The 22,410-nt window shown below is 57.3% G+C and carries 19 protein-coding genes and 1 pseudogene; 12 read left to right on the forward strand and 8 right to left on the reverse strand.

From position 1 onward, the window contains the following. Nucleotides 1-2: 2 nt before the first annotated feature. The 3 genes from AMR74_RS18690 to AMR74_RS17645 form a co-directional block, all read right to left on the reverse strand. The gene (locus AMR74_RS18690; RefSeq protein WP_139043016.1) at nt 3-299 is read right to left on the reverse strand and encodes a hypothetical protein; all 297 of its coding nucleotides are present in this window, start codon (nt 297-299) and stop codon (nt 3-5) included. Between the two features lie 139 nt (nt 300-438). Beyond that, nucleotides 439-2,166 carry a DUF2254 family protein gene (locus AMR74_RS17640; protein WP_077152360.1) on the reverse strand — a complete coding sequence of 576 codons (1,728 nt, stop codon included), beginning with the start codon at nt 2,164-2,166 and terminating at the stop codon, nt 439-441. A gap of 67 nt (nt 2,167-2,233) precedes the next feature. Then, entirely contained in the window at nt 2,234-3,424 is a 1,191-nt protein-coding gene (locus tag AMR74_RS17645; protein WP_077152361.1) for a restriction endonuclease, read from the reverse strand. 95 nt (nt 3,425-3,519) lie between these two features. Here AMR74_RS17645 and AMR74_RS17650 point away from each other — a divergent pair, with 95 nt between their 5' ends. Continuing rightward, complete coding sequence (locus AMR74_RS17650; protein WP_205625973.1) at nt 3,520-3,990, forward strand: SOS response-associated peptidase; 471 nt, start codon at nt 3,520-3,522, stop codon at nt 3,988-3,990. Nucleotides 3,991-4,005: 15 nt separating this feature from the next. Here AMR74_RS17650 and AMR74_RS15110 read toward each other — a convergent pair whose 3' ends face one another. Next, the gene (locus AMR74_RS15110) at nt 4,006-5,034 is read right to left on the reverse strand and encodes a Cdc6/Cdc18 family protein (protein WP_053772884.1); all 1,029 of its coding nucleotides are present in this window, start codon (nt 5,032-5,034) and stop codon (nt 4,006-4,008) included. A gap of 544 nt (nt 5,035-5,578) precedes the next feature. Here AMR74_RS15110 and AMR74_RS17655 point away from each other — a divergent pair. Further along, entirely contained in the window at nt 5,579-6,214 is a 636-nt protein-coding gene (locus tag AMR74_RS17655) for a hypothetical protein (RefSeq protein WP_077152362.1), read from the forward strand. Between the two features lie 76 nt (nt 6,215-6,290). After that, nucleotides 6,291-7,112 carry a hypothetical protein gene (locus AMR74_RS18235; RefSeq protein WP_205625967.1) on the forward strand — a complete coding sequence of 274 codons (822 nt, stop codon included), beginning with the start codon at nt 6,291-6,293 and terminating at the stop codon, nt 7,110-7,112. Between the two features lie 21 nt (nt 7,113-7,133). Here AMR74_RS18235 and AMR74_RS15115 read toward each other — a convergent pair whose 3' ends face one another. Continuing rightward, entirely contained in the window at nt 7,134-8,171 is a 1,038-nt protein-coding gene (locus AMR74_RS15115; RefSeq protein WP_077152363.1) for a hypothetical protein, read from the reverse strand. Between the two features lie 129 nt (nt 8,172-8,300). Further along, a complete protein-coding gene (locus tag AMR74_RS15120) occupies nt 8,301-8,570 on the reverse strand; it encodes an ArsR family transcriptional regulator (RefSeq protein WP_205625968.1) in 270 nt (89 codons plus the stop codon). A gap of 233 nt (nt 8,571-8,803) precedes the next feature. On the opposite strand from AMR74_RS15120, the gene AMR74_RS15125 reads away from it, so the two are divergent. Next, a complete protein-coding gene (locus AMR74_RS15125; protein WP_053772885.1) occupies nt 8,804-9,949 on the forward strand; it encodes a DNA cytosine methyltransferase in 1,146 nt (381 codons plus the stop codon). Here AMR74_RS15125 and AMR74_RS15130 read toward each other — a convergent pair whose 3' ends face one another. Together AMR74_RS15130 and AMR74_RS15135 are read right to left on the reverse strand one after the other, a co-directional pair. Beyond that, nucleotides 9,950-10,519, reverse strand: coding sequence for a TATA-box-binding protein (locus AMR74_RS15130; RefSeq protein ID WP_053772886.1), 570 nt, complete (start codon nt 10,517-10,519; stop codon nt 9,950-9,952). Between the two features lie 30 nt (nt 10,520-10,549). Continuing rightward, nucleotides 10,550-10,915 (reverse strand): hypothetical protein, encoded by a 366-nt coding sequence (locus AMR74_RS15135; RefSeq protein ID WP_053772887.1) that lies wholly within the window; start codon nt 10,913-10,915, stop codon nt 10,550-10,552. Nucleotides 10,916-10,995: 80 nt separating this feature from the next. Between AMR74_RS15135 and AMR74_RS19960 the strand changes: the two are divergent. The 8 genes and pseudogenes from AMR74_RS19960 to AMR74_RS15170 all read left to right on the forward strand — a co-directional run bounded on the left by AMR74_RS19960 (nt 10,996) and on the right by AMR74_RS15170 (nt 22,324). Beyond that, nucleotides 10,996-11,308 (forward strand): annotated as a pseudogene (locus AMR74_RS19960) (hypothetical protein). Nucleotides 11,309-11,506: 198 nt separating this feature from the next. Beyond that, a complete protein-coding gene (locus tag AMR74_RS15140; RefSeq protein ID WP_053772888.1) occupies nt 11,507-14,563 on the forward strand; it encodes a PD-(D/E)XK nuclease family protein in 3,057 nt (1,018 codons plus the stop codon). Beyond that, complete coding sequence (locus tag AMR74_RS15145; protein WP_053772889.1) at nt 14,556-18,194, forward strand: UvrD-helicase domain-containing protein; 3,639 nt, start codon at nt 14,556-14,558, stop codon at nt 18,192-18,194. The genes AMR74_RS15140 and AMR74_RS15145 overlap by 8 nt, the downstream gene beginning before the upstream one ends. Nucleotides 18,195-18,324: 130 nt before the next feature. Continuing rightward, a complete protein-coding gene (locus AMR74_RS15150) occupies nt 18,325-19,263 on the forward strand; it encodes a ParA family protein (RefSeq protein WP_077152364.1) in 939 nt (312 codons plus the stop codon). Next, nucleotides 19,256-19,657, forward strand: coding sequence for a hypothetical protein (locus tag AMR74_RS15155; RefSeq protein ID WP_053772891.1), 402 nt, complete (start codon nt 19,256-19,258; stop codon nt 19,655-19,657). Before AMR74_RS15150 ends, AMR74_RS15155 begins: the two co-directional genes overlap by 8 nt. Nucleotides 19,658-20,090: 433 nt before the next feature. After that, complete coding sequence (locus AMR74_RS15160; protein ID WP_053772892.1) at nt 20,091-20,630, forward strand: DUF7342 family protein; 540 nt, start codon at nt 20,091-20,093, stop codon at nt 20,628-20,630. A 3-nt stretch (nt 20,631-20,633) separates the two neighbouring features. After that, entirely contained in the window at nt 20,634-21,092 is a 459-nt protein-coding gene (locus tag AMR74_RS15165; RefSeq protein ID WP_053772893.1) for a hypothetical protein, read from the forward strand. Continuing rightward, nucleotides 21,089-22,324, forward strand: coding sequence for a phage integrase SAM-like domain-containing protein (locus AMR74_RS15170; protein WP_053772894.1), 1,236 nt, complete (start codon nt 21,089-21,091; stop codon nt 22,322-22,324). Before AMR74_RS15165 ends, AMR74_RS15170 begins: the two co-directional genes overlap by 4 nt. Nucleotides 22,325-22,410: the final 86 nt, after the last annotated feature.

Raw genomic sequence — 22,410 nt, forward strand, 5'->3', positions numbered from 1 at the left:
TATCAGAGCAGATTTTGGTGGGTGGCGGGCTCTTCGAAGTCTACTTCTCCACACCACCGGCAGTTATCCAAGTAGCACTCTTCCATAATCAAAGCCTCACAGCTGCAGCATTGTTCCATATCTTCGCTCAGCCCGAGATCGTTTTCAGGTATGACTGTGGAGATTGAGTCAGCGCTTACGAGGAGAACTGCGCCGTGGTTCTGGTTCCAGAATCCTCGTTCGTATCCTCTGGATAGGTTGACTCGGACACTGTTATCGATGTGTTCCTCTTTCAGTTTCTCGGAGGTGTTGATCCGCATAGTCCAGCGGAGTCGAGCGTGATCCGTGATTCTGTAGTCTGTTCCGTCTATCCTGACGTAGTCGATTGGTTATCTTCCTCCGAGTCCTGGGAAAACTCTGTAGTATATTTCTCAGAACTCGTTTTCAAATCCTGAGTTGTTACGAATCGGTATCCCCGTCATCGTCTCCTTGGCCATCATCGCCTCTTTCGACTTCGATCTCTGCATACATTCCGCTGCCCTTAGCCCGGTCCAGATAGATCTCTTTGTGGAGCTCCAGCCACTCCTCAAACGGATAATCTGGATCAGAAACTGGCCGTACCGTAGAACCAGTCCGGGGAAATTCAACAGGATCTATCTGACCTGGCAGAGAGTCGATTCTGGATTGAACATCCAAGTCCTCACTGAGGATCTCATCAATGGTTTGCTCCATCAGATCTTCCGAGACATCGTACCTGGCAGCGGCACGGAAGTTCGACATCAGCTGGTTACCGACCTCAGACTCGATGTACTCAAGATAGAGAAGGCTTCCGAGCCACTGCCGCAGCATTTCATCATAGCCAGATTCTTCAAGCGTTGAGATACCCTTTGCCCAGCCACTACCAGCACTGCTCCAGTCCACGATCTCCTCACCGTGTTGGACTTCATACCGTATGAACGCAGAGGTGATCTCTGCCATCGAAGCATAGCAGCTCCACAATGCCCATTCTTGAGGCGAGGTCCAGTCATCTTCTTCTCTGCGAGAAGCTCTTCTGAAGAGATCTAGGCTATCGGCTTCGTCCGGAGCACCATCTACTACTTCCTCGAATACCTCCGGAATGTATTTCAGGGAAAGGGAGGTGTACGGCAGTTTGCGTCTTTCTGTAGGCCCTCGTCTTACCACTGATTGTGCGGCCCGCCAGCCAAGGATTCTGGTCCCTGTTCCGGCGGTGTCCCAGAGTTCAGCTTCAGCTGCCTCTTTAAGCAATTCACCCGACTCATCGACTGCTTCCTTCCGAATGTTCTCCCCGGTCGTGCTGAAGTCTACGTTGCTGACGAGTTTGCCCAGGCCTTGCGAACTGTGTATTGCGACTGGTTCGAGTTCTTGTTCAACCGAGTTGCTTCCAGTCGAAGAGAGTGTGTCGACAGCTTCGGAGCCGGCTTCTTCCAAATCCTCGTCGACGCTTTTCTCTCCAGCACTTGGAAGCCTGTTTGTACAGAGCTCTTCGAGAGAATCACCGACGGGTGTGTCTTCTTCGACTTGATCTGTCGATACCTGTTTCAGAAGCTCTTCGACTTGGTTGTCGATGACGTTGAGAGCTCTTGTTGCGGCGGGGACGTCTCTGTCATCGATCGCGGATCTGACGATGGAAACTGGGACGAGGAAGGGATCTGTCTCGGATGGGTCGTTGTCAGCGGCTTCGGCGTCGGCTATTATCTGACTTGGTGTGAGCTCTTGCTTGACTCGTTTGATGATTCCCTCGGGTGTGGTCTGTTCCAGGGTTCTGTCGACGAAGAAGTACAGCAAAGCAAATGAGGCAGATGCGAGGCCGAGAGCGACAGAGGTCAAGAGTCTGAGTGTGAATCGTGAGACGTGTGTGAATGCGAGTAGGCCGATGATGTCGGCTGCGAGTGAGACTGCGAAGACACCGACTGTTTTCTTGTATGCTCCGTCGGATCTGAACAAGTCGGCTAACCTGGTGGAGTATCTTGATGTTGAGAGTTGGATTCCGAGGATGACAACGGAGAAGACGATGGCAAAGACCGCTGCCTGAATTGACGCCAGTGTTGAGAGGACTTGCTGGCCGTTACCTGAGAGATCATAGTTCGTGAGTTCTGCTGCGAGTATAGATACCCCAGCAACGACAGCGAAGATTGCTGGGACTGGCCAGCGGAGCGGTTCCTTCATTCAATCGGGACAATGTTACCGGCCTGTCTTATCTACACGGGGTTTGGGGAGCAAAATGAGCAGGATATCACCGATCCCCTTCCTCTATTGTCATTCCATCTCGGACTTTGCAAGATTGTCGTGTCCACTTCCCGTCCTCGATATTCGGGCTTCCATCATCCCCAAACTGTCTCCATAATTCGTCGAGGACTGGTTCAAGGCCTTCAATTACTTGTTCACTGCCGATCTGCAAAGTAGCGTACTCCGTCGTATAACGGTCGGTGTCAATAGTCTTCGGAGAACGGTGTAAACTACTGCCGAGATGGTCCGGCGTTACGAGCTGTACGTCTCCTGCATCAAGGAGTGAAACAAATGCGAAGGCTGTTCCCGAGAAACCCATCTTAGACAGGTCCATCATCGTCTCTCTCGCTGCCAGTATAATCGCAGCATCAAGGCCTATCCCGACACCGTCTTGGATGAAACCTTGTAGCCACAGATCTTCGTATTTCTCGTGGAAAGCGGAGACAGAGGCAGATTCATATAGACCATCGTTCCTCAGGACAGCGTAGGCGTGGTGTTCTCCGGGAGATCCACCTCTGCCGTATGAAATCGTGTGCTTCCCTTTAGACTCGCCGTAGTTCTCCCTTTCTTCGAAAATAATGGATGGGTTCGGGAGATCGCCTGACCGGTTCTTGCTCTTGGACAATACGCCGTTTGGGATGATGTGTAGTGCAATAGCTGGGCCTTCGATTAACTCGCTTGCGTATCCACCACGAGCCTGTAACTTGTCAAGTCGGTCGCTGCACAGTTCTTCAATTTCTTGGATGTGGTCGTGATCCTTCTGTAGATCGACGTCTAGAAATTCTTCGGCCAAGTCCTGACTGTTCTGCCGTAGTTCTCCGAGAATCTCTTCTCGGTGATGGATCCGCAGTTTCCAACCGTACACTTCTCGGATCTCATCCTGCAGATCCAGTTCCTGCCTGCCGCCCACATCTTGGTTAGTGACGAAAACGAAGAGGTCGTAGTCTTCTCCTCTCTCCTCTTCCAGTTGTTCGACCTTTTCGGCGTCACTACGGAGCTTACGTCTCCAGGTTTCTTGGACGCTGGCGTGGGCGATACCTTCTCTACCACCGATTTCGACTTGGCCGTCCCATCCTCCATCAGGGCCGGAGCTCCCGCTTTCGTGAACCTGGTATCCCTGTTCACGTAGATATGCCATAGCAAATTTCTCGAAAGGATAGCCTCGGAGATTGGCGAGGGCAAATTCGAGGTCGTCCATATACTCTTTAGTTTACTTTCCCGGTGACAAAATGGTTCGCAACCCGTAGGACGCTTTCTCTGCTACATCCCCTTCATCGCTATCTGTAGCACGTTCTGTGCGGCACGGTAGATCACGACGCCAACTTCGAACGGGCGTGGGAGTCCCGGCCCTGTCTGGTCTCCTCATCAGGGTTCTACGAATGGAAATCGCCGAACGGCGGGTTGAAGCAGCCCTACCGGATTTACAGAGAGGACGACCCCGCATTCGCGATGGCCGGGCTCTGGGACGTCTGGGAGGGCGACGACGAGACGATCTCGTGCGTCACGATTCTCACGACGGAGCCGAACGACCTGATGAACTCAATCCACGACCGGATGCCGGTCGTCCTCCCAAAGGACGCTGAGTCCGACTGGCTCGCCGCAGATCCGGACACCCGTAAGGAACTGTGCCAGCCGTACCCGAAGGACGATCTGGACGCCTACGAAATCTCGACGCGGGTCAACAACCCCGGCAACGACGATCCCCGGGTTATCGAGCCGCTGGACCACGAGCAATCGGGCCTCGGCGAGTTCAGTTCGGGATAGTTGACGGCGTAACGGTCACTGCATCGGCGACGCCGCTGCTGAATCGACGAGCGAGTACTCTCGATCCCGACTCGTCCCCTCCGCCTCGAGGAGGTTGTATTGCTCCATCTTCGAGAGGTACGTGCGGATAGTCCGCTTCGTCCGTGGATCATCGACCTCCTCGGAGTAGCGTTCGTGGATCTCGCTCGGTCCGACCGGGCCGTGCTCGCGAACGATGTCGTAGACGACGCGCTGATGGGGGGTGAGTGAGTCGAGGCTCTTCTGCTTGATCTGGGCCCGAGCATCCTCGGCGGCGTCCAGGAGAATATCGTCGGTGATGCGCTCGTGGTTCTCGCGATCGGCCTTGCCGGCTGCCGTTCGAAGGATGCCGATTGCGAGGCGGGCGTCGCCGGCGGCCGCGTCGGCGATCCGGTAGAGCTGGTCGTCGGTGATAACGTCCTCATCGAGGCCCCACTTCGCCCGCGCACTGAGGATGTCGTACAGCTGCTCGTCGTGGTACTTGTCCATCCGGACGTGTTCACTGGAGCGCAGCCGGCTCACGAGGCGGTCGTCGACGCGGCTGAACAGCTCCTCTTCTTTGTTCGCGATGCAGATGATCGCGAACTGCGGGAGGCTGTGGAGATCGTAGATGACGCTGGGGTCTTCGAGCTGGTCGACCTCGTCGAGGATGACGACGGTTCGCGGGCCGTCATGCTGCTGGAGGCGGTCGACGAGTTCGTCGTGGGGCGTCGACTGCCGGTGGATGTCGATGGTCTCGCCGAGGTCGTCGAGGATCTGGTAGAGCGTGCGGAACCGCGTGTAGTTGCGCCAGCAGTTGACGTAGGTGGTCTCGACGTCGAGGACCTCTTCCCGGAGTCGTTCGGTGACGAATTGCGAGATGCAGGTCTTGCCGGCGCCGCTGGGTCCAGTGACAATGGCCGTGTCGGCGGGTTCCCCGTTCGTAATTGGTTCGAGAACGCTGGAGAGATGGTTGACTTCGGCGTCGCGATGCTCAACTTCCCGAGGAACGAACCCGGCGCGAAGAACGCGAGCATCGCGGATCATCTGTTTCTGACAGACTGATTTCGGGTCAGGTTACAAAAGCCTGACCGGGTTGTTTCCGGAAACACCCACTTAGCCCGATATTGTCTTCCACAATACTTGCGCTGTAACGTGATTCTCTTTGTGGAAAACTTGCGTTTCCGGGAATCTCCGGAATCGGACCATGGGCGGTGCGCGTGACGCTTCAACTCGTTTAGCAGGTTTGTCATGGCGGGCGTACGACCTCGTGCAGCCAAGAATTCCGTCCGGGTCTCCTGATCGCCTGACCGTGATTCTCACTGTATGAGGACTTTGCGGGAAAATGTCCTCGCTGCAAAACGAGTCAATACCGAGCGGTTGCAGTTCCTGAGCAGCCACATCTGGGGTGGCCTCTTGGAAAACAGGGGAACGGAAGAGGATGGGATTCGGGGATTGGAGCGTGCGACTGAGGGCCTTAGCACTCCCCTCTATCAGAGAGTGTTGACCGGATGGCGCAAAAAGGTCGCCTCACAAGAAAGTAGAACTGAGCAGAAGTAAGTTCATCGAACGCAAACTATGTATATTGACCATGGACTTTCCCGCTGACCTAATCAAATGGTATGGAGAACACCGGAGATCATTTCCTTGGCGTGATAATAGTCTGACACCATACCAAGTCTTCGTAGCCGAGATGCTGCTCCGGAAAACCCCAGCAGAAGCGGCGGAACCGGTCTACAAAGATTTCATCAAACAGTACCCTGAACTATCTTCTCTCAGGGAGGCAGACATAGAGGAGATAGCTGAACTACTCCAGCCCCTGGGACTTCACAACAAGAGAGCGAAGGCCTTCAAAGACATCGCAGAACAATACCCTAGAGGACTCCCAGATACAAGGGATGAACTCCTTGAGCTCCCTCACGTTGGACCCTACATTGCTGACGCCACTATCTGCTTCGGATACGGAAGAGAACAAGCTATTATCGATGCTAACGTGGCGAGAATCTACTCTCGATTGCTCGGCAGAGACTTCGGAACCGGTCACCAGATGTACAGAAACCAAGAACTACGGGAACTCATTGAAGCCGATCTCCTAGAAACCGAGTTCAAGGACTTTAGTTGGGCTCTCTTGGATTTCGGGGCGAAGATCTGTACTGCTCGCTCTCCCAGCTGCGAACAGTGCTTCGCGAGTGATTATTGCGAGTACTATCAAACAGCGTCTGAGTAGCACTTTTCTAACTTGTACGTATCTATTATTTATCCTGTAGTATAGCTTTCATCGCTTTCCTATGTATCTCATTTTTATGCTTCATTCCGAGGAGGAACTCGAAGATCTGTCTGAGGAGGAGATCTTAGATGAGATGGATAACGGGTTCCAGAGCCGAGACAGCAAAATCTTCCAAACTTTTGAGGTCTTAGTTGACCGAAACTGGCACTGTAGACATGAATACGAGCACATCAATAGCGACCAGCCAGCGGGTGGTGGTGGAATCCAGGGTCTGGAAGGTGGAACAAAGAGCAGGCCAGGCCTTGAAATCGAATCCGAGAACCAACACTGCGATGACTGCGACGAAACAAAGAAGCATGACAGGTGGACTGGGGAATTTAAAACAGCTGTCACAGCCGCAGAAATGCCTGAGGACGTCAAAAACGATATTTTAGACTACTATGGCCACAGAGATGCTATCGAAAACCGGGAAAGAGATGAACACGACCTGATCATCGATCACCGAGTTCCCATGGCGCGGTGGGGAGAAGAGGAAGAGGCAATCTCAGAAGACATCTCAGACCAAGAGATACAGCGGAAATTCCAGTTACTAAAACACGATATCAAAGGGAATCACAACCTTCTGAAGTCGAGAGCTTGTGAACACTGCATGGAAACAGGAGAAAGAGGGACTCCACTGGGGATCAAGTTCTGGTACAGAGGTGGCCCGGAATGGCCTGAAGATGTTCCTGAAGAAGGTGAAGAGGCAGAGATCGGCTGTGTAGGATGCGGCTGGTACAACTTCGATAAGTGGAGGTCAGAACTGAACCAGCATCTCGAGGAAACGGTCGAATACGTGGATGAGGAGATCGATCTGGAAGGAACCTTGTTAGAGGAGTCCGAACTGACTGCTGATTGAAAACGTGGAAAAGTAGCCCGGTCAGAAGTCGTCCAACGTGGCTCCGCTATCTTCTTTTTGCCTACCGTCCGTTTCCGGAGCAGCGTCGACAGTCGAGACCTCGATACCCTCGGCAGTACTCTCGAAGTCCAGAGTCTCCTCGATGTGCTCGTTCAGCTCTTCACGCCACGTCTGCATATCATACCAACCACAGCCCACGCAGCCTTTCTCAGATTCAGGTCCTGTCTTCGGTACGTCGTCCGGCCATTCAGGACCGCCCTCGTAGAAGAACTCGATGCCGAACGGAGTGCCGCGTTCCCCGTTCTGGAAGCAGTTACGGCACACCTCACGCTTCTGCTGATTTCGCTGATTGTCCAGCAACTGGAACTTCTGCCTGATCTTCTCCTCAGCCATGTCGTCCGGATTGTCCTCGCGGACTGTCTCGTCCCAACGGATCTCAGGGAACTTGTGGTCTGGGATTAGGCCCTGACGACGGGTTCTGTTCTCGTAAACGTCGTGATTATTGAGGACCTTGATAATGCGTTCCCTGAGCTCTGGCGACATCGTCTCATAGCCCCGAGGACCGCCCCTGGGGAACCGGGTCATGATCAGGAAGGTTTTGTTCTCCTCGCAGATATCGCAGTGACGGCGTTCAGTGGCGAGTGTGTATCCGTCTTCCTTGATATCCTGAATCCTGCGTGCCCAGTTAGGGTTGTCCGGGAGTTCATGGCCCTGGCAGGTCCATTTACAATCCATCAATTCGTAGAAGAACTTGTCCGTGACACTGCCTCGGAAGCTACTCCAGTGGTCTTCTTGCTCTTCCTCCCATTCCTCCTTTTTCTCTGGGTGCATGGAGTCGTAGGCCTCTTCGATGACTGTCGCCATGCCTTCCGGCTGCTCCTCGAACACACCGGTCCTACGGTAGTAGACAGGGACAGAGCCCTCCCAGGAGTAGTCTTCCTCCGGGTATTCGAACTCGACGTCAAGGTAGACTTCGCTGGCCTTCGTGTGCTCGCGTTTCCTTAAAACATCGATATGTTCGCTTGTGAGTTCGTCTACTTCCTCAGCGTCATCTGCCATATTCGTAGACGAAGAGGCTGCGGCGGATAGTATTAGCCACAGAATACGGTAAAAATAAGTAAGGGATAGACACGAGATACGTACAATTTCCGGAACAGATGCGGGTGGGTTGGGGGAGGAAAGCAGGGATTAACTGGACTGCCGAAGCGCTTCGACGATCTGCTCTCCCTCGTCAGTCAAGCCATAGACACGGCCTTTCTTCGCGTCAGGATTCAAGCATTCTACCAGGTCTTCATCAGCTAGATCTTGGAGAACGGAGCTGATATGGCTGCGGTGGAACTCCGTCTTGTCCCGGAGATCAGTAGGTGTCTGAGGGAAGTCGTCCAGCTCTAAAAGAAGCTTCTGGCGATAATTGCTGGACTTGACCCAGCCGTACTTCTCCCAGTCGATAGAGTCCATTAACTATGGCTACGACTTCCGGGTATCGCGTTAAAATAGTGCGCACAGTTTACGTACAATATCTGTTAGTCTTACAGTTAGAGTAAGTACTATATGCGCCCGCTGCTTACCAGGACCTCAAGGACCGGAGCGAAGTACTTATGAGAGAAGTGTACGCGCTTATAACCAAGATGGACGCCAAGGCGTACCGGACGAAAGACACCCTCGCCTTAGAAATTGAGAGAGCATAACTGATGTCGAGTGAAACTACTGAAGCCGGAGACGAGCCGGAGGAGAAGTCCAAGGCTGAGATTATCCGTGGAATGAAGAAGTACACGAAGGTCAAGGAAAGACTGGAAGGAAACTTCACTAATCTCGGTCGAACTGAATGGGTCGACACTACCGAAATCAGCCCGGAAGGCACTACCTACAACATAGTTGACCTATTCTCCGGAGCAGGAGGCCTCACACTGGGATTCACCCAGGCAAACTATCAGCCTGTATTCGGTGTCGAAAAAGATCCTGACGCAGCAGACACCTACGAACGGAACTTTCCGGAGGCCACGCACTGGCAGAAGGACATCCGCGACCTGACGCTAGACGAGATCAAGGACGCGGTCGGAGACAAGCAGATTCACGTGCTGTGCGCAGGTTTTCCCTGTCCTGGTTTCTCTATAGCTGGAGACAGGGACCCTCTTGACGAGAGAAACTTCCTCTACGAAGAGATCCTCCGTATCGCCAAGGAACTTGAACCGTGGTATCTGGCTATGGAGAACGTTCCTGGCCTTGTCACTATGGAAGATGGGAAGGCTCTGAACCAAATTCAGACAGATTTTGAGGATATAGGCTATCCTCTGTCGACGCTGGTGCTTGAGGCAGCTGACTATGAAGTGGCCCAGATCCGTTCACGTGCAATCCTGATCGGGAACCGGTTCGGCCTCAACAATCCTTACCCAAAGCCTCTGCTGGATGAGGAGGAGTACGTTCCTATCGGAGAGGCCATCAACGACCTTGCTGACGAACCACGTGATCCTGATATCAACCACGAGTGGACCAACCACCGGGAAGACACCATAGAACGAATCTCAAAAGTCCCTCCGGGAGAGTCACTTTACGACTCCTACAAGGACGCCTGGAAGCGGCAGAGAAAGGGTGTTCCGGCAATGGCTGTCAAGGAGAACCACGGCGGAACCCACATCCACCATGAACAGAACAGGGTGATCTCTGCACGAGAAATGGCCCGTCTACAGGGGTTCCCTGACGACTTCATCTTTGAGGGGCGGATGAAGCGGGTAATGTTCCAGGTCGGGAACGCCGTTCCTGTTCCGCTGGCGAAGAACGTTGCCCTGGGTCTCCGGCCGAAGCTGGAGAAGATCGAGAACGGCGAAGTCGAAGAGTAGCTACGTCACCGACTGACGGTACAGTTCATCAAGTTTTCCTCGAAGCTGTTCAAACGACTGTTCAGCGGTATCCCAGTCACGTACGCCTGTCAGCACCAGTTTCCCGGTGCCGAAGATGAGGAAGAGGCCTGGATTGTCTGCGGGGCGGTAGAAGATGCCGGGGAACTGTTCAGGTTCGTACTCGACGTTCTCCATCCCGAGATAGATGCTGAGGCTTGAGAGATTGAGTGGTTGTTCAGGTGACTCGTATTCTTCGACAAGGACCAGGTTCCTGACCTCGAAACCGATCTCATAACCTGGTACGTCGTCTCCGAACAGGTCGGAGAGCAGGTCTTCGAACAGGTCGAAGGTTTTGTGGAGCTCATCGAGGGAGGAGGCTCCGGAGATGCTGAAAGCCCCGGATCTGTAGATGATGACCGCAGGGCCTTCAGAGTCGAACCGGAGGATAATGCCGTGGTAATCCTCGGGGTTATATCGGACCTCTTCTGCTTCGATGTCCGGGGCTAACTCGTCGAGGTCAAGTTCTCTGTCCAGTTTCCCGCCACCCACAGCACTCGCTAGCTCCACCATCGTAAAGATTTGATCTTCTAATCTATGACCTCACTGAGTGGTTTGCTGTTTCAACTCATTGAGAACTGCCCATTCGAGTCCGGCAGCAAGAGATAATGCAGTGTAGTCGTACCAGAACTCGAAATCCTGCTCCTCTTCGAGGTACTGTATAATGTGGTCGTTAGCTTCTCCGTTGTAAAACTCGTCAGTATAGGTCTCTTCCAATTCTTGAAGCTCTTTAAGGATGTCACTCGTGGTATGCTTCATTAGATAGGACTCGTGGGTGAGGCTGTGGACTACATCCTCTACTGACTTCTCTTCAGTTTCGGCTTTCTTTTTTGCGAGCGCAGCGAATTCCTCTACTTTTTGTTCTATTGAATCTGCAGTCATCACCGGCTCCCATTCGTCGTTGTGCATCGTTGACTTTCTCTATACCGAGACTAAGTAAAGTCGTTATGCTGATCTGGAAACTGACGGTAATTAGATTGAAGGAGTCTATGGTCAAAGATCGGGTTGACAACCTTGATGGTTGGCCGACCAAGTCACCGGGGAATTCGAGGCGTACAGACAGCCGGACGAATTCAAAGACGTATCGCTTGTCATCGACAACAACGATCCAGACCGGCCAACGCTGATCGTACACGTTGATAGGAGGGCGCCGATACGCTGGCCGATGAGATCAAAGCCTTCCTGGAGGGACGGGGTGCTCGAATTCAGCGTGAACGGCACCCGGACACAGATGTCCGGGTGTTAGCGACCGTCGACCGAGTTCTCAGTCCTCTCTCCTTTGTTTTGGTCGTCTCTCGGTAGGGAACTCCTAAGCTGTCAGTCTCGCCAAGAGTGAAGTGAGACCGATATCTTGGTAGGGAGTGTTCGATGGATTCAACGCTTCTCACCGGCCCGAAACACGCCCGATTGGAACGACGGGCATTTCAGCGGGCTGATGACATTGCCACCGACTCGCTGGGGAGTATTCTCTACATAACGCGGAACGACGCTCGCCGGAGTATGGTCGAGGACAGCTGGGCCGCGTCGCACGAGCCGCTCCGTCTTCGTGCCGAGACGCTCGATGCGGTCGTTAGAGAGTGGTACGAGGATCTCCACGGCCCTGTCCAACCTCTCTCCGGGCAATTGAATCGCCGGCTCGCGGAGTACGCACTCGACAGAACGACAGCCGAAACAGATGGCGCTCTTGCCGGCGAACCAGCCTCTGCCGCCCTCGCCGATTCGTTTAGCAGCCGCTTCTCACTCTTCGACGACGCCGGCGTCGGGACCGCCACCGCACTCGCAGCGGAATTCGAGGGTTCGGCCCTCGATGACCGAATAGCGACGGCCACCGTCGACGCCTATCGTCACTATCGGAATCTCCACGCCGACTACGTCGACGAGTGGGTCTGTACTCGTGGAGAGATGTTCGACGCCGTTGCGACGGCAGACCAGCCGCTCTCAACACTCGCACCGGAACTAGACGTCGTGATTCTCTCCGGGTATCACGAGTTCCGTCCCGTCGAACGCCGCCTCATCGAACACCTCGCCGACGAGCTTCCGATGATCGCGCTCCTTCCGCTCCATCAGGGAGGTCGGAGCGGTGTCGACGCCGTCACGACCGACGCCCTGGATGTCTACGAATCGCTGGACTTTGAGACGGTCGGAGTCGAGCCCGCTGATGATGCCGGGAAGACGTTTGGAACGCTTACTGAGGCCCTCTATCGACGGGACCCTGACACTGTCCCGGTTCCTGATGCGCTCCGGTGGCGGGAACTCCCCACACCTGAGCGTGAGATCCGGTTCGTCGCTCGCGAACTCCGAACCGAACTGGCCAACGGTCGCGATCCCGACGACCTGGCCGTCGTCGTTCCGGGAACTGAGGCCTATTCGGGATACGTCGAGGACACGTTCGATACGTACGACATCCCGCACGTCACGACCGCCGCCTCACAGCTGAACCGGACGTTCGCCGGGAGCGTTGTCCACGACCTCCTGAACCTCGCCGAACCCGACCCCCGCGCTGAGGATCTCACGTCTCTGCTGGCAAATCCACTGGTTGATGTCGTCGACACCGACCAGGCCAACGCCGTCACGGCAGCTGCTCGCCGGCGCGACACGGTTTCGGTGTCACCGCTCCTCGACGATGTCGACGATGAGGCGGCGGCACTGATCGAGGAGCTACTGGCCACGCTAGAAACGCTCCGAACAGGCGACATCGAGGACGCAACCGAGACGCTCCGTCGACTGTTGGACGACCGGTTCGACCTGGAGGGGGCGACAGAGGACTACGCTAACGGCGCCGAGCAAGCCGTCGAACAACGAGCGTACGACCTCGTGTACGAGGTCCTTTCCTCGTTTGAGTCGCTGGCGGCGGTCAATAGCGACCTCTCCCCGTTGGCTCTCTTTACCCGTGCGTTCGATGGTGTGCCGATCCGGGTTCCGCAGCGCGCTGCTGGCGGTCACGTCGAAGTGATGGGGTTACTCGACGCCCGGATGCGCTCGTTCGAGAAGGTGTTCCTCGTGGGACTGACGAGCGAGCACTTCCCGGTAACGCCGGAACGCCCGGCTTTCTTCGAGGAGATGACCGACGCCCACCCACGATTCGACACCGGCGACGAGCGCCTCCGTGGGCGCTATCTCTTCGCGACGCTTCTCGCGAACGTCGACGAACTCACGATCACCACACCAGAGACGGGCGGCGACGAGTCCGCCGTCGTCCGGTCGCCGGTCCTCGACGAACTCCAGCGCGTGACTGGCATCGACCCCGAAGACGGCGTCGACGACCGCGTAGGCTCCCGCGAAGACCTCCAGCGGCACGTCGCCGCAACAACCGACCGGCGTGCGGCAGTCAGCGGCGCCGGCGACCGAGGTGACCTCTCCCCCGAGCAGACCAAGCGCACGGATCGAGGCCTCCACTGTGCGGACAACAGGGGAACGGCTGGCCTCTCCGAACACGACGGCGTCTTAGAACCCGATACAGTCGATGAGGTCTATCCGCCGTCAGAGCGAGAACCCTACAGCGCGAGTCGCGTCGAGCGATACGTCGAGTGTGGATTCAAGTTCTACGCCGACAAGGTGCTCGGAATCGAGGACCCCGACGACGTCGAGGTCGTCCCCACGCCCCTCGAAACCGGATCGTATGTTCACGACGTCCTCGAACGGTTTTTCGCCGATCTACAGGACGAGGCCGAAGACGGTATTGACCTCACCGCGTTTGACCGGGATGAATTGGCCGCCCATCTCCGCGATATTGCCGTCGATGAACTTCGAGACGCTGACTTCGAGTACGACGGTCTGTTCTACGAGCGGTGGAAGGCGGAACTGTTCGCAGGGCTTGCCGGCGATGGAAGTACTCCCTATGAGTCGGGGATCAAGCCCCACGATGCCCCCGAACAGGGATTGTTCGCCACGTTCCTCGACAATGAACTCTCACGAGACGGCGCCGCCCGCCCACACCTGTTCGAAGCCCCGTTCGGCGAGGGACTTCCCGACTCGGATGCTGGGCCGTTCACAGTTGAGCGACCGGACGGATCGACTGTCTCGATTCGGGGATACATCGACCGCGTTGACGTGAGACAGGGTGGCGAAAAACCGACGCTCACGCTCTACGACTACAAGACTGGACGGGCGCCGTATATGACGAAGACGACCGGTGGCACGAAGTTCCAGCTCCCCATCTATCTACTCGCTGCGGCGGACGTGGTCGACGGCGATCTATTCGACGAGGGGTCGCTTTCGGCGACGTACTACCAGGTGCGCCCACCCAACGACCTCAAGGTGCCACGCGGGGTCGAGTCGAAGTTCGATTCAGAGGTCGAACTCCGCCGGTTCCTGAACGACATCGTTCCGGAGTGGTTGGGCCAGATCGACGAGGCGATCGGCAACGGACGGTTCCACACGACGCTTCTGTCCGCCCGCGGTGCGAACTGCCGGTACTGCGACTACCGGCGGGCCTGCGATGTCCGCCACCACCGCAAGCGGGAGTTCGTCGACGAGGTTCACGCGGACGACGCCGCCTACGTTCCGCTCCGTGTTCGCGACGACGAGGACATCGAGGCGGTGATGAGCGATGACTGAGGACCCCGAGGAGATTCAGCTCACTGAGGAACAGGAGGACGCGCTCGTCCAGGGCCGGAACGTCGCGATCACTGCCGGCGCCGGGACGGGGAAGACGACAACGCTCACCGAGCGGTACGTGACGATACTGGCCGAGAACCTGTCGCTCACCCCGGAGAATATCGTCACCATCACCTTCACGCGAAAGGCCGCTGCCGAACTGACTGAGCGTGTCCGAGAGGAGGTGTACGACCGGCTCGAGGCTGTCGACTCACCAGAGTCCTATCAGCGCTGGCGAAACGTCCTCGACGATCTGGAGGACGGTTATGTCCACACCATTCACGCGTTCTGTACCCGGCTCTTGCGGGAACGGGCCGTCGAGGCCCCAGTCCCGCTCGGCTTCGATGTGCTCGACGAAGACGGCGCTGCAACACTTCAACGCGAGGTCGTGACCGAGTTCCTCGAACGTAACCAGGACGATGACGACGTCGCCCTCCTCGCTCAGCTTTGGGGTCGCGACCAGATGGTCGATGTACTCACCGGACTACTCGATGAGCGCCCACAGAGCGAGGCCGTCCTCAAGGAGTGGCGTGATGCGGAGGTCGACGACTACGTCGATATTTGCTGGGAGGTCGTTTGTGATCTTGACGTCGCCGACGCTCGACAGACGCTGTATACGGACGGACTCCTTGAGCAGCTACGCACGGTCGCGGGCCGCGTCGGTCGCGAGGGCGCTATCGCTGACGCGGACGGTCTTCGGGCCTACCGGACCGTCACCGAAGTCGTGACGACACTCCCTGCCGACCCCGAGGAAAGCGATCCTCGCGACTGTCAGCGGGCAATCCTCGAGCTCTACGAGGCCTGTGAGAAGAAGAACGGCGGCCTCTACAGCAGTTCGGGGTACGTCGTCGGCGATCGGGATGAGTGGGATGAGTACGGTGACGTCTACGACGACCTGAAGGGCGCTATTGACGCGGTTATCGCGGCCGTCGAACCGCATGAGGACGCCGTCGAGACGACGCCGGGGGAACTGGAAGCGAATAGCGCACACTACGCGCTGGCTCTGATGCGAGTCTTCGACGACGTCCTCGCAGCCTACACCGACGAGAAGGACCGCCGGGATACGCTCGACTTTCCCGACGTGATCGAGACGACCCTTGAGTTCCTGCGAGCCAACGATGCCGTCACGGAGCGGCTTCGAGAACAGTTTGCGGCCGTGATGGTCGACGAGTTCCAGGACACGGACCCGCGCCAGTGGGAGTTGATTAAGCTCCTCACGGGCGTTGACGAGCAGGCGGCGTCGAACGTCTTCCTGGTCGGCGACGAGAAACAGAGCATCTACGGGTTCCGCGGCGCCGACGTGACGACGTTCGGGGCGGCGAGAGCAGAACTTCAGGCCGTCAACGAGGCCCGTGGGGTCGACGATGTCCCCGAAAGCGAGGCCGAGAGTCCGACCGCGCTCGAACTCTCCGGGAACTTCCGGACGCTAGACGAGCCGCTATCGTTCCTGAACGAACTCTTCGACCACCTGTTCCAGCCGGAAGGCGACGAGCACCTCCCCTTCGAAGCACCGCCACAGGAACTGACTACGGAGCGAGATCAGGTGGAGGACATCGAGGGACTGACCGGGAGTGTCGAGTATCTAGCGGTCCCCGACGACGCCGATACGGCGGCAGACCTCTTCGGCGACGAACATCCGGTTGCTGAGGGTGCCCTGGATCACACTACCGAGGCCGAGGCGCAAGCGCTCGCTGCTCGACTGACTCACCTGTTTGACGATCCGCCGACAGTCCAAGACCCCGACACGGGTGTTCACCGTGACGCTACGCCGGACGATACGGCGATCCTCCTTCGCCGGCGAACTCATCTGGATCGGTATCAGCGGGCCCTCGAGGAGTACGACATCCCCTACACTGTCGTCGGTGGCGTCGGATTCTACGATACGCCCGAGGTCCAGGCGCTCACGAACCTCCTTCGAGTACTCGGTCACCCACAGGACGATGTCTCCCTCTACGGGGTGCTTCGGTCGCCGCTGTTTGGCTTCACCGATGACCGCCTCGCACCGGCAGTTGCCGGGACTGATTCAGTGTGGGACGCGCTGGCCGAGACGGACGATCCACAGCTCTCGGACGCGTTCGACCTCCTCACGACGTGGCGGACGCTTAGCGGCTGCGCGACGCCGTCCGAAGATGGCGTCCTCCCGTGGAACCGTCTGTTGTCCCGAGTGATCGACGACACGGGGTATCTGGCGAGTGTGAGTGCTGACGAACGCGGTCAGCAGGCCGTCGCGAACGTCGAGAAGTTCCGCGATCAAGTCCGTACGTGGAGCGAGAACGGTGTTCACACGGCTGCTGGGTTGCTCCACCGGATCGACCGCCAAGCGGAGATCGACCCCCGAGAAGGAGAGGCTGACATCCCCGGCGATGTGGAGGGCGTCCGGATAATGACGATTCACGCCGCGAAGGGACTCGAGTTCCCGATCGTCACTGTCCCTGATCTCGGAAGTGACCTCAATTTCGGGCGGTCCGTCGACGACCACGGTTATGTCCGCCTCGTCGAGGGGACGACTGATGCCCCACCAATTCCTGCCGTGGGTGCTCCCCGCCCCGACGATGCGTTTGCAATCGAGAAGACCGCAGTCCACGAATATGCCGATCGCCGCTCGCTCCCGCAAGAGCGGGCGGAATCCAAACGACTGCTCTACGTGGCCTGTACTCGAACTCGGGACCACCTGCTGCTGTGTGGAACACACGACATCGATGTTGATGAGTCTGGACACATTGAACTCGGTGAGCCAGATGACTTCGACGACGCCAGCCGATGGCGGGATTGGCTCCAGCCAATTCTGTTTGACGACCAAGAGCTAGTCGCTGAGGCGGTTCACGAGGGAGCTACGGACGGTCGCATCGGTGATGCTTCATATACTATTCAGACGCCACCTCGGCCGGTTGAATGGCAGTCTGAGGCTCCGACGGAAGAGGTAGACCCTGCGATTACTGTCCCCTCTCCGCCGGAACGACAGGACGCAGTTCGTGTTGCCGCGACAACCCTCGTCAGTGCCGTTGCAGACGCTTCCGAGAACGGACACAGCTACACGTCGGGGGATGGGACAATCGGAATGAGTCCGACCACCTTCGGAACTGTTGTCCATCGGCTCAATGAGCTCCGTCCTCCACGGGATGAGTGGCCCTCGTTCATTCGTCAGTTGAGTCGTATGGAAGGTGAGGAACCGACGGATGACGACATTCAAGCGGCGGTGGGCCATGCCCAGGATGCGATCCGGTTCGTCGATGAAACTGAGGCGGACCTCTCGCTTGAAGCCTCCTATGACGAGTACTCAGTTGTCGCTCGTCTTGATGACTCCCGCATAGTGGGTGATATCGACCGTCTTCTGGTTACTCCTGATGCGTACCATATTATCGACTACAAGACGAACGATCTGTCGTCGACGACGACCGATGCCCTCGCTGATCACTATCGGCCGCAAATGCTCGCCTACGCTCTCGCGCTCTTCCAGCACGATCCCGCACGAAAGGTTCGTGCTTCACTCCGGTTTACCGATGTCGGCGTCGAAGAACAGTTTGAGTGGCAACGGAGTGAACTGACTGATATCGAATCCGAACTTCGCTCTATGGTGGATCTCGTCTCCTGAGCCACTTACTCTATTGTGGTTATTCCAGAGTAGTATACTATCTTGAAATAGCGAAGATTTCTTGAATAGGATACTATTCAGACTATTCACCACAGAGTTAAGTCGAGAGGGGTTGATACTGCTGAATAGTATGAGTGGCTCAGATAGCACGAATAGATGGGATAGAACAAATAGCCCGAATAGCCCATATAGTTCGGTACAGACCGATGGGAACTCTCGGGCTGTGTCGGTTTGTATGCTGAAGGGGGGTGTCGGCAAATCGACGATCGCTGTCAACCTCGCTCGACAGCTGGCCGCACAGGACCACGATGTGCTCCTCATCGATCTTGATCCGAACGGCCACGCATCCGTCGGGCTGGGTTTCGACGACCAGTATCACAACACCGAAGAAACCATCGGCGATGTCTTCTTCGACGATGCTGACCCGACTTCTGTTGTCTACGATACCAGCTACGAGTTCGATATTCTCCCGTCCAGCGAGGACTTAGAACAGGTCGAGCGGGAGATCGTCGTGGGCGACGTGTTCCAACCCTCTGCGCTGCTCAAGCGGGAAGTCGTCGATCCACTCCTCGGGGACACGTACGACTATATCGTCACGGACTCGCCGGCGTACCGGTCCCGACTCACGGACAACGCGCTCGTTGCGACGGCGAATCTCGTGCTTCCGCTTGCCCCTGGAAACGAGGCGATGGCCGGCCTGGAGCGGACCATCGAGCGACAGATCTCACCGCTTCGGCAGCATATGGACGTTGACGTCCTGGCGCTAGTTCCGAATATGCTGAGCGGCCGTATCGACCAGCAGACCCAGGATCGCCAGCTGCTTGAACGCCTCAATTCGCACGATAACCTCCAGGACCGCATCCCGAACTTCGCACGAATCACGGACTGGGAGGCCGTCGACGCCGGCGACCTCAGCCCCTCACCGGGCATACGGGACCGAACCAGCATCACGAAAGCCTACGGCGAGCGCAAACCGCTACTGGACTACGATCCCGACTGTGACCAGCTGAAGTGTTTCGACGAGCTGGCGCACATCGTCGAGGCCGGGGAGGTAGTTCGCCATGGCTGAGGACGATCCGTTCGCCGACCTCGGGGAGACGCTCGAGGACGAACCCGATGACGAACCACAGGATACGGATGAGACGTCTGAATCGGAGCCGACCGAGGAGACCTCTGCTCGTGACTCGGTCGAGCCGCGGGACCCGATGACCGATACTGCGTTCAGCTATGAGGCAGCTAAACAGCGCCCTTTCTACGCTCGTGAGGCTACGATCGAGGACTTCGATTCCTGGCTGAAGTACGAATTAGAGCGGGAACTCAACCGGCAGGGCTACCAGAACATCGTCGTTCGAGAGATGACTGATGCTCTCCTACGAACCGTTGTGGAGGAAGACCTCGTGGATGAAGTGGCCGAACGGTTCGAACAAGCCCGCGAGTCTGCTTCTTCAGAATCGGATGAATAGCGTGCTATTCTGAAATAGAATGCTATTCTCCAATATCTTAACAGCAGCCTCAGAAGTGCCGAATTCTTCCTCAGTACGGTAGACTCAGTCGCGGCCCCCGGCTCAGTTTTGGTATAGCGGTATATAATTTATAGATGGGTGATTTGGCTTATTAGGGATTGTAAACCCGGAAATCGGCACTTTAGGTCGATACCCGTTTGGTTGTGATTAGAAGAATAATCACGACCACTTTGAAGTACCCCGACGCTGTCGGGTAAGCACGAATGCTACAACCGGCTCAGAACGGCGCTTCCCCCGGGGTAGAGCCGCCGAGACGAGGCTTCGAGTTTGCTGAGGTTACAGTCAGCTGGGTCGAAGGACTGGCGGAACTCAGCAATTCGATATAGGACGAAGGATCTCAATCTATATGAAGATAGAGTGTGAATGGTACGGTATGACCGAAGATGAATCGAACCCGGAGGGCCTGATAGAGCGCCAGACCACGGGTGAAGACCGTGTGAGGATGGCCGCCCGGCAGCTATCGGAGCCACGGACGGCAAACTGGATCGCGTCGGAAGCGGGCTGGTCACACGAGCCGACCAAGCGCGTCCTCGAACGGCTCGTCGACGACGGGATTCTCCACCGAGACGAGAGCGGGGCCCACACCACGTACTACCCCGATTACCGCCGCCAGGCGATGCAGGAGGCGATGCGGCTTCGCGACAGCGGACACACTGTCGAGGAGCTTACGGACCGGCTCGCCGAGATGAAGACACAAATCCGCGACTGGGAGGAGGAGTTCGATGTCGAGTCGCCGAATCAGCTTCGCGGGACGCTCGCCGAGGAAGGGCTCGATGCCGATGAAGAGGACCGGCGGCGCGACATCGCTCGTGAGTGGGAACACCTCAAACGGCGCATCGAGATCGTCGGCTTCGCCATCCGCGAATGGGACTTTCTCGCGCCGACGACAGAGCCCGCCGAGGCCAGCAGCTAACGGATGTCGGTCCCGCATCCAGGTGGTGATCCGAACGCGAACTTCTACGCCCAGCTGAAGCGAGACGTCCTCGACCGAGTACCACAGATTACGACGGTTGAGTTCGTTCCTGACGATATCGAGGCCAAGCAGTTGCGAGCAGTTTTCGATCCGGCTCGTCTTGCCCCGCCGACAGGCCCCGAATCGCCTGAACTAACCATCAAATGGTACCGGCAGGACCCACACGATTGGTTCCGTATCAACTACACTGACCCGAACACGGGCTTTCACGCTGGCTGGCACCAGGATGAAGACCATCCCGATCTCGGACGGACGCATTTCCAGTACTCTGCCGTCAATGAAGAGGATCGCTGGGAAATCTCGTTCGACCACGAGACCCCCTCGCTGATCCTCTGGGAGATCATCGAAGCGCTCCTCGAGGATGTCCGTCCGACCTACCAGTACGAGGACGAGGACCCATGACACCACGAGAACACGCCGATCGGTCGCTCGCGAGCTCCTTCGAACGGTATCTCCAAGACAAGGGCAAGGGTCGTGGTGGCGACGGCGGGAACTATCGACGCAACGCCGCTCGCGAACTGGACTGGTTCGCGGAGTGGGCCCGTGGCGACCGCGGCGACGAGGAATGGACCGGTATCGGTCCTCCTGATACTGACCGCGACCCGACCTTCGGCGATCTCGACGAGCGTGTCTTCCGCGAGTACGCCCGCCATCTCGCCGGCGACCGTGGACTCAAGCAAAACACCGTCCAGACCTACTACGCGTACATCTCAGCGTGGTGCGGCTGGTGTGTCAACGAGGGGTATCTCGACGCACACTACGCCCAGCGGGCCAGTGCTACGGCGCCGCTTCCTGATGACGACGGTCGCAAGCCGGGCGACCAGCAGGCGTGGACGTCCGAGCAACGCCACGCACTCACCCGTCACGTCGACGAGCAAGCGCGTGCGGCCATCGAGACGTATACCAGCCTCCCCGAGGATGTCGACCCACTCGACAAGCAGCGGGCCCGCTACGCGGCGCTAAAGACGGCCCGCGACCGGGCGCTGGTGTTCGTCCTCGCGTACACGGCGGTCCGCGTGGGTGAACTTCTTCGTGACCCCGACGACCCACGACGCCGTGGGGTTCGCTGGGAGGATATCTCTCTCGAGGACGGGAGCATGGACGTCTATCGGAAGAAGCAGCAATGGGACGCCGCCAGTCTGCCCGATCCTGTCATCTCCCCGTTGCGGAGCTATCGAAAGTTGATGGACCCGCCGACGGATCGGTGGCCAGTGTTCCCCACGTTCGACCAGCGGACGCTCGCAGAACTCGTGCAGGCGGAACTTGCTAACAGAGGAGATGGCCCGTCGGCAATCGAAGAGCGCCGTGAGGCATACGCTCGCGACCTCCTGTTAGCGCTTGACGAAGACATCCGACCACCGTCAATCACTACGGACGGCGCTCGGTCGATTCTCAAGCGACTCACGGAGGCCTCGGAGATTGATATCGAACACCCGAAACACGATTATCTTGCTCCGCACGGTGGTCGTCGTGGGATGGGCGAAGTGCTCGTGCGGGCGTTCGGGTACACGGTCGCGGCCCGGTATCTCGACAACTCAGAAGAGATGGTCCGCGAGCGGTACTCACATATCGAGGCCGGTGAGCTCGGTGATGTGGCCACGGAGGCGCTCGAAGACATTGACGGTGCGGCGTGAGCCTTGCTCGTAGTTCGGTTTCGGAGGAGGTGAGCCGACTATTTCTGCGAGCCCGTCGGTCGTTCCGGCAGTAGACCGCCTTCCGG

Origin of the sequence: Halorubrum tropicale, assembly GCF_001280455.1 — an archaeon.
GTDB lineage: Archaea > Halobacteriota > Halobacteria > Halobacteriales > Haloferacaceae > Halorubrum > Halorubrum tropicale.

What these genes read in the sequence shown, in the direction of transcription:
- AMR74_RS18690 (WP_139043016.1), bottom strand. Translation starts at nt 299, where the DNA reads ATGCGGATCAACACCTCCGAGAAACTGAAAGAGGAACACATCGATAAC.
- AMR74_RS17640 (WP_077152360.1), bottom strand. Translation starts at nt 2,166, where the DNA reads ATGAAGGAACCGCTCCGCTGGCCAGTCCCAGCAATCTTCGCTGTCGTT.
- AMR74_RS17645 (WP_077152361.1), bottom strand. Translation starts at nt 3,424, where the DNA reads ATGGACGACCTCGAATTTGCCCTCGCCAATCTCCGAGGCTATCCTTTC.
- AMR74_RS15110 (WP_053772884.1), bottom strand. Translation starts at nt 5,034, where the DNA reads ATGATCCGCGATGCTCGCGTTCTTCGCGCCGGGTTCGTTCCTCGGGAA.
- AMR74_RS17655 (WP_077152362.1), top strand. Translation starts at nt 5,579, where the DNA reads ATGGACTTTCCCGCTGACCTAATCAAATGGTATGGAGAACACCGGAGA.
- AMR74_RS18235 (WP_205625967.1), top strand. Translation starts at nt 6,291, where the DNA reads ATGCTTCATTCCGAGGAGGAACTCGAAGATCTGTCTGAGGAGGAGATC.
- AMR74_RS15115 (WP_077152363.1), bottom strand. Translation starts at nt 8,171, where the DNA reads ATGGCAGATGACGCTGAGGAAGTAGACGAACTCACAAGCGAACATATC.
- AMR74_RS15120 (WP_205625968.1), bottom strand. Translation starts at nt 8,570, where the DNA reads ATGGACTCTATCGACTGGGAGAAGTACGGCTGGGTCAAGTCCAGCAAT.
- AMR74_RS15125 (WP_053772885.1), top strand. Translation starts at nt 8,804, where the DNA reads ATGTCGAGTGAAACTACTGAAGCCGGAGACGAGCCGGAGGAGAAGTCC.
- AMR74_RS15130 (WP_053772886.1), bottom strand. Translation starts at nt 10,519, where the DNA reads ATGGTGGAGCTAGCGAGTGCTGTGGGTGGCGGGAAACTGGACAGAGAA.
- AMR74_RS15135 (WP_053772887.1), bottom strand. Translation starts at nt 10,915, where the DNA reads ATGCACAACGACGAATGGGAGCCGGTGATGACTGCAGATTCAATAGAA.
- AMR74_RS15140 (WP_053772888.1), top strand. Translation starts at nt 11,507, where the DNA reads ATGGTCGAGGACAGCTGGGCCGCGTCGCACGAGCCGCTCCGTCTTCGT.
- AMR74_RS15145 (WP_053772889.1), top strand. Translation starts at nt 14,556, where the DNA reads ATGACTGAGGACCCCGAGGAGATTCAGCTCACTGAGGAACAGGAGGAC.
- AMR74_RS15150 (WP_077152364.1), top strand. Translation starts at nt 18,325, where the DNA reads ATGAGTGGCTCAGATAGCACGAATAGATGGGATAGAACAAATAGCCCG.
- AMR74_RS15155 (WP_053772891.1), top strand. Translation starts at nt 19,256, where the DNA reads ATGGCTGAGGACGATCCGTTCGCCGACCTCGGGGAGACGCTCGAGGAC.
- AMR74_RS15160 (WP_053772892.1), top strand. Translation starts at nt 20,091, where the DNA reads ATGACCGAAGATGAATCGAACCCGGAGGGCCTGATAGAGCGCCAGACC.
- AMR74_RS15165 (WP_053772893.1), top strand. Translation starts at nt 20,634, where the DNA reads ATGTCGGTCCCGCATCCAGGTGGTGATCCGAACGCGAACTTCTACGCC.
- AMR74_RS15170 (WP_053772894.1), top strand. Translation starts at nt 21,089, where the DNA reads ATGACACCACGAGAACACGCCGATCGGTCGCTCGCGAGCTCCTTCGAA.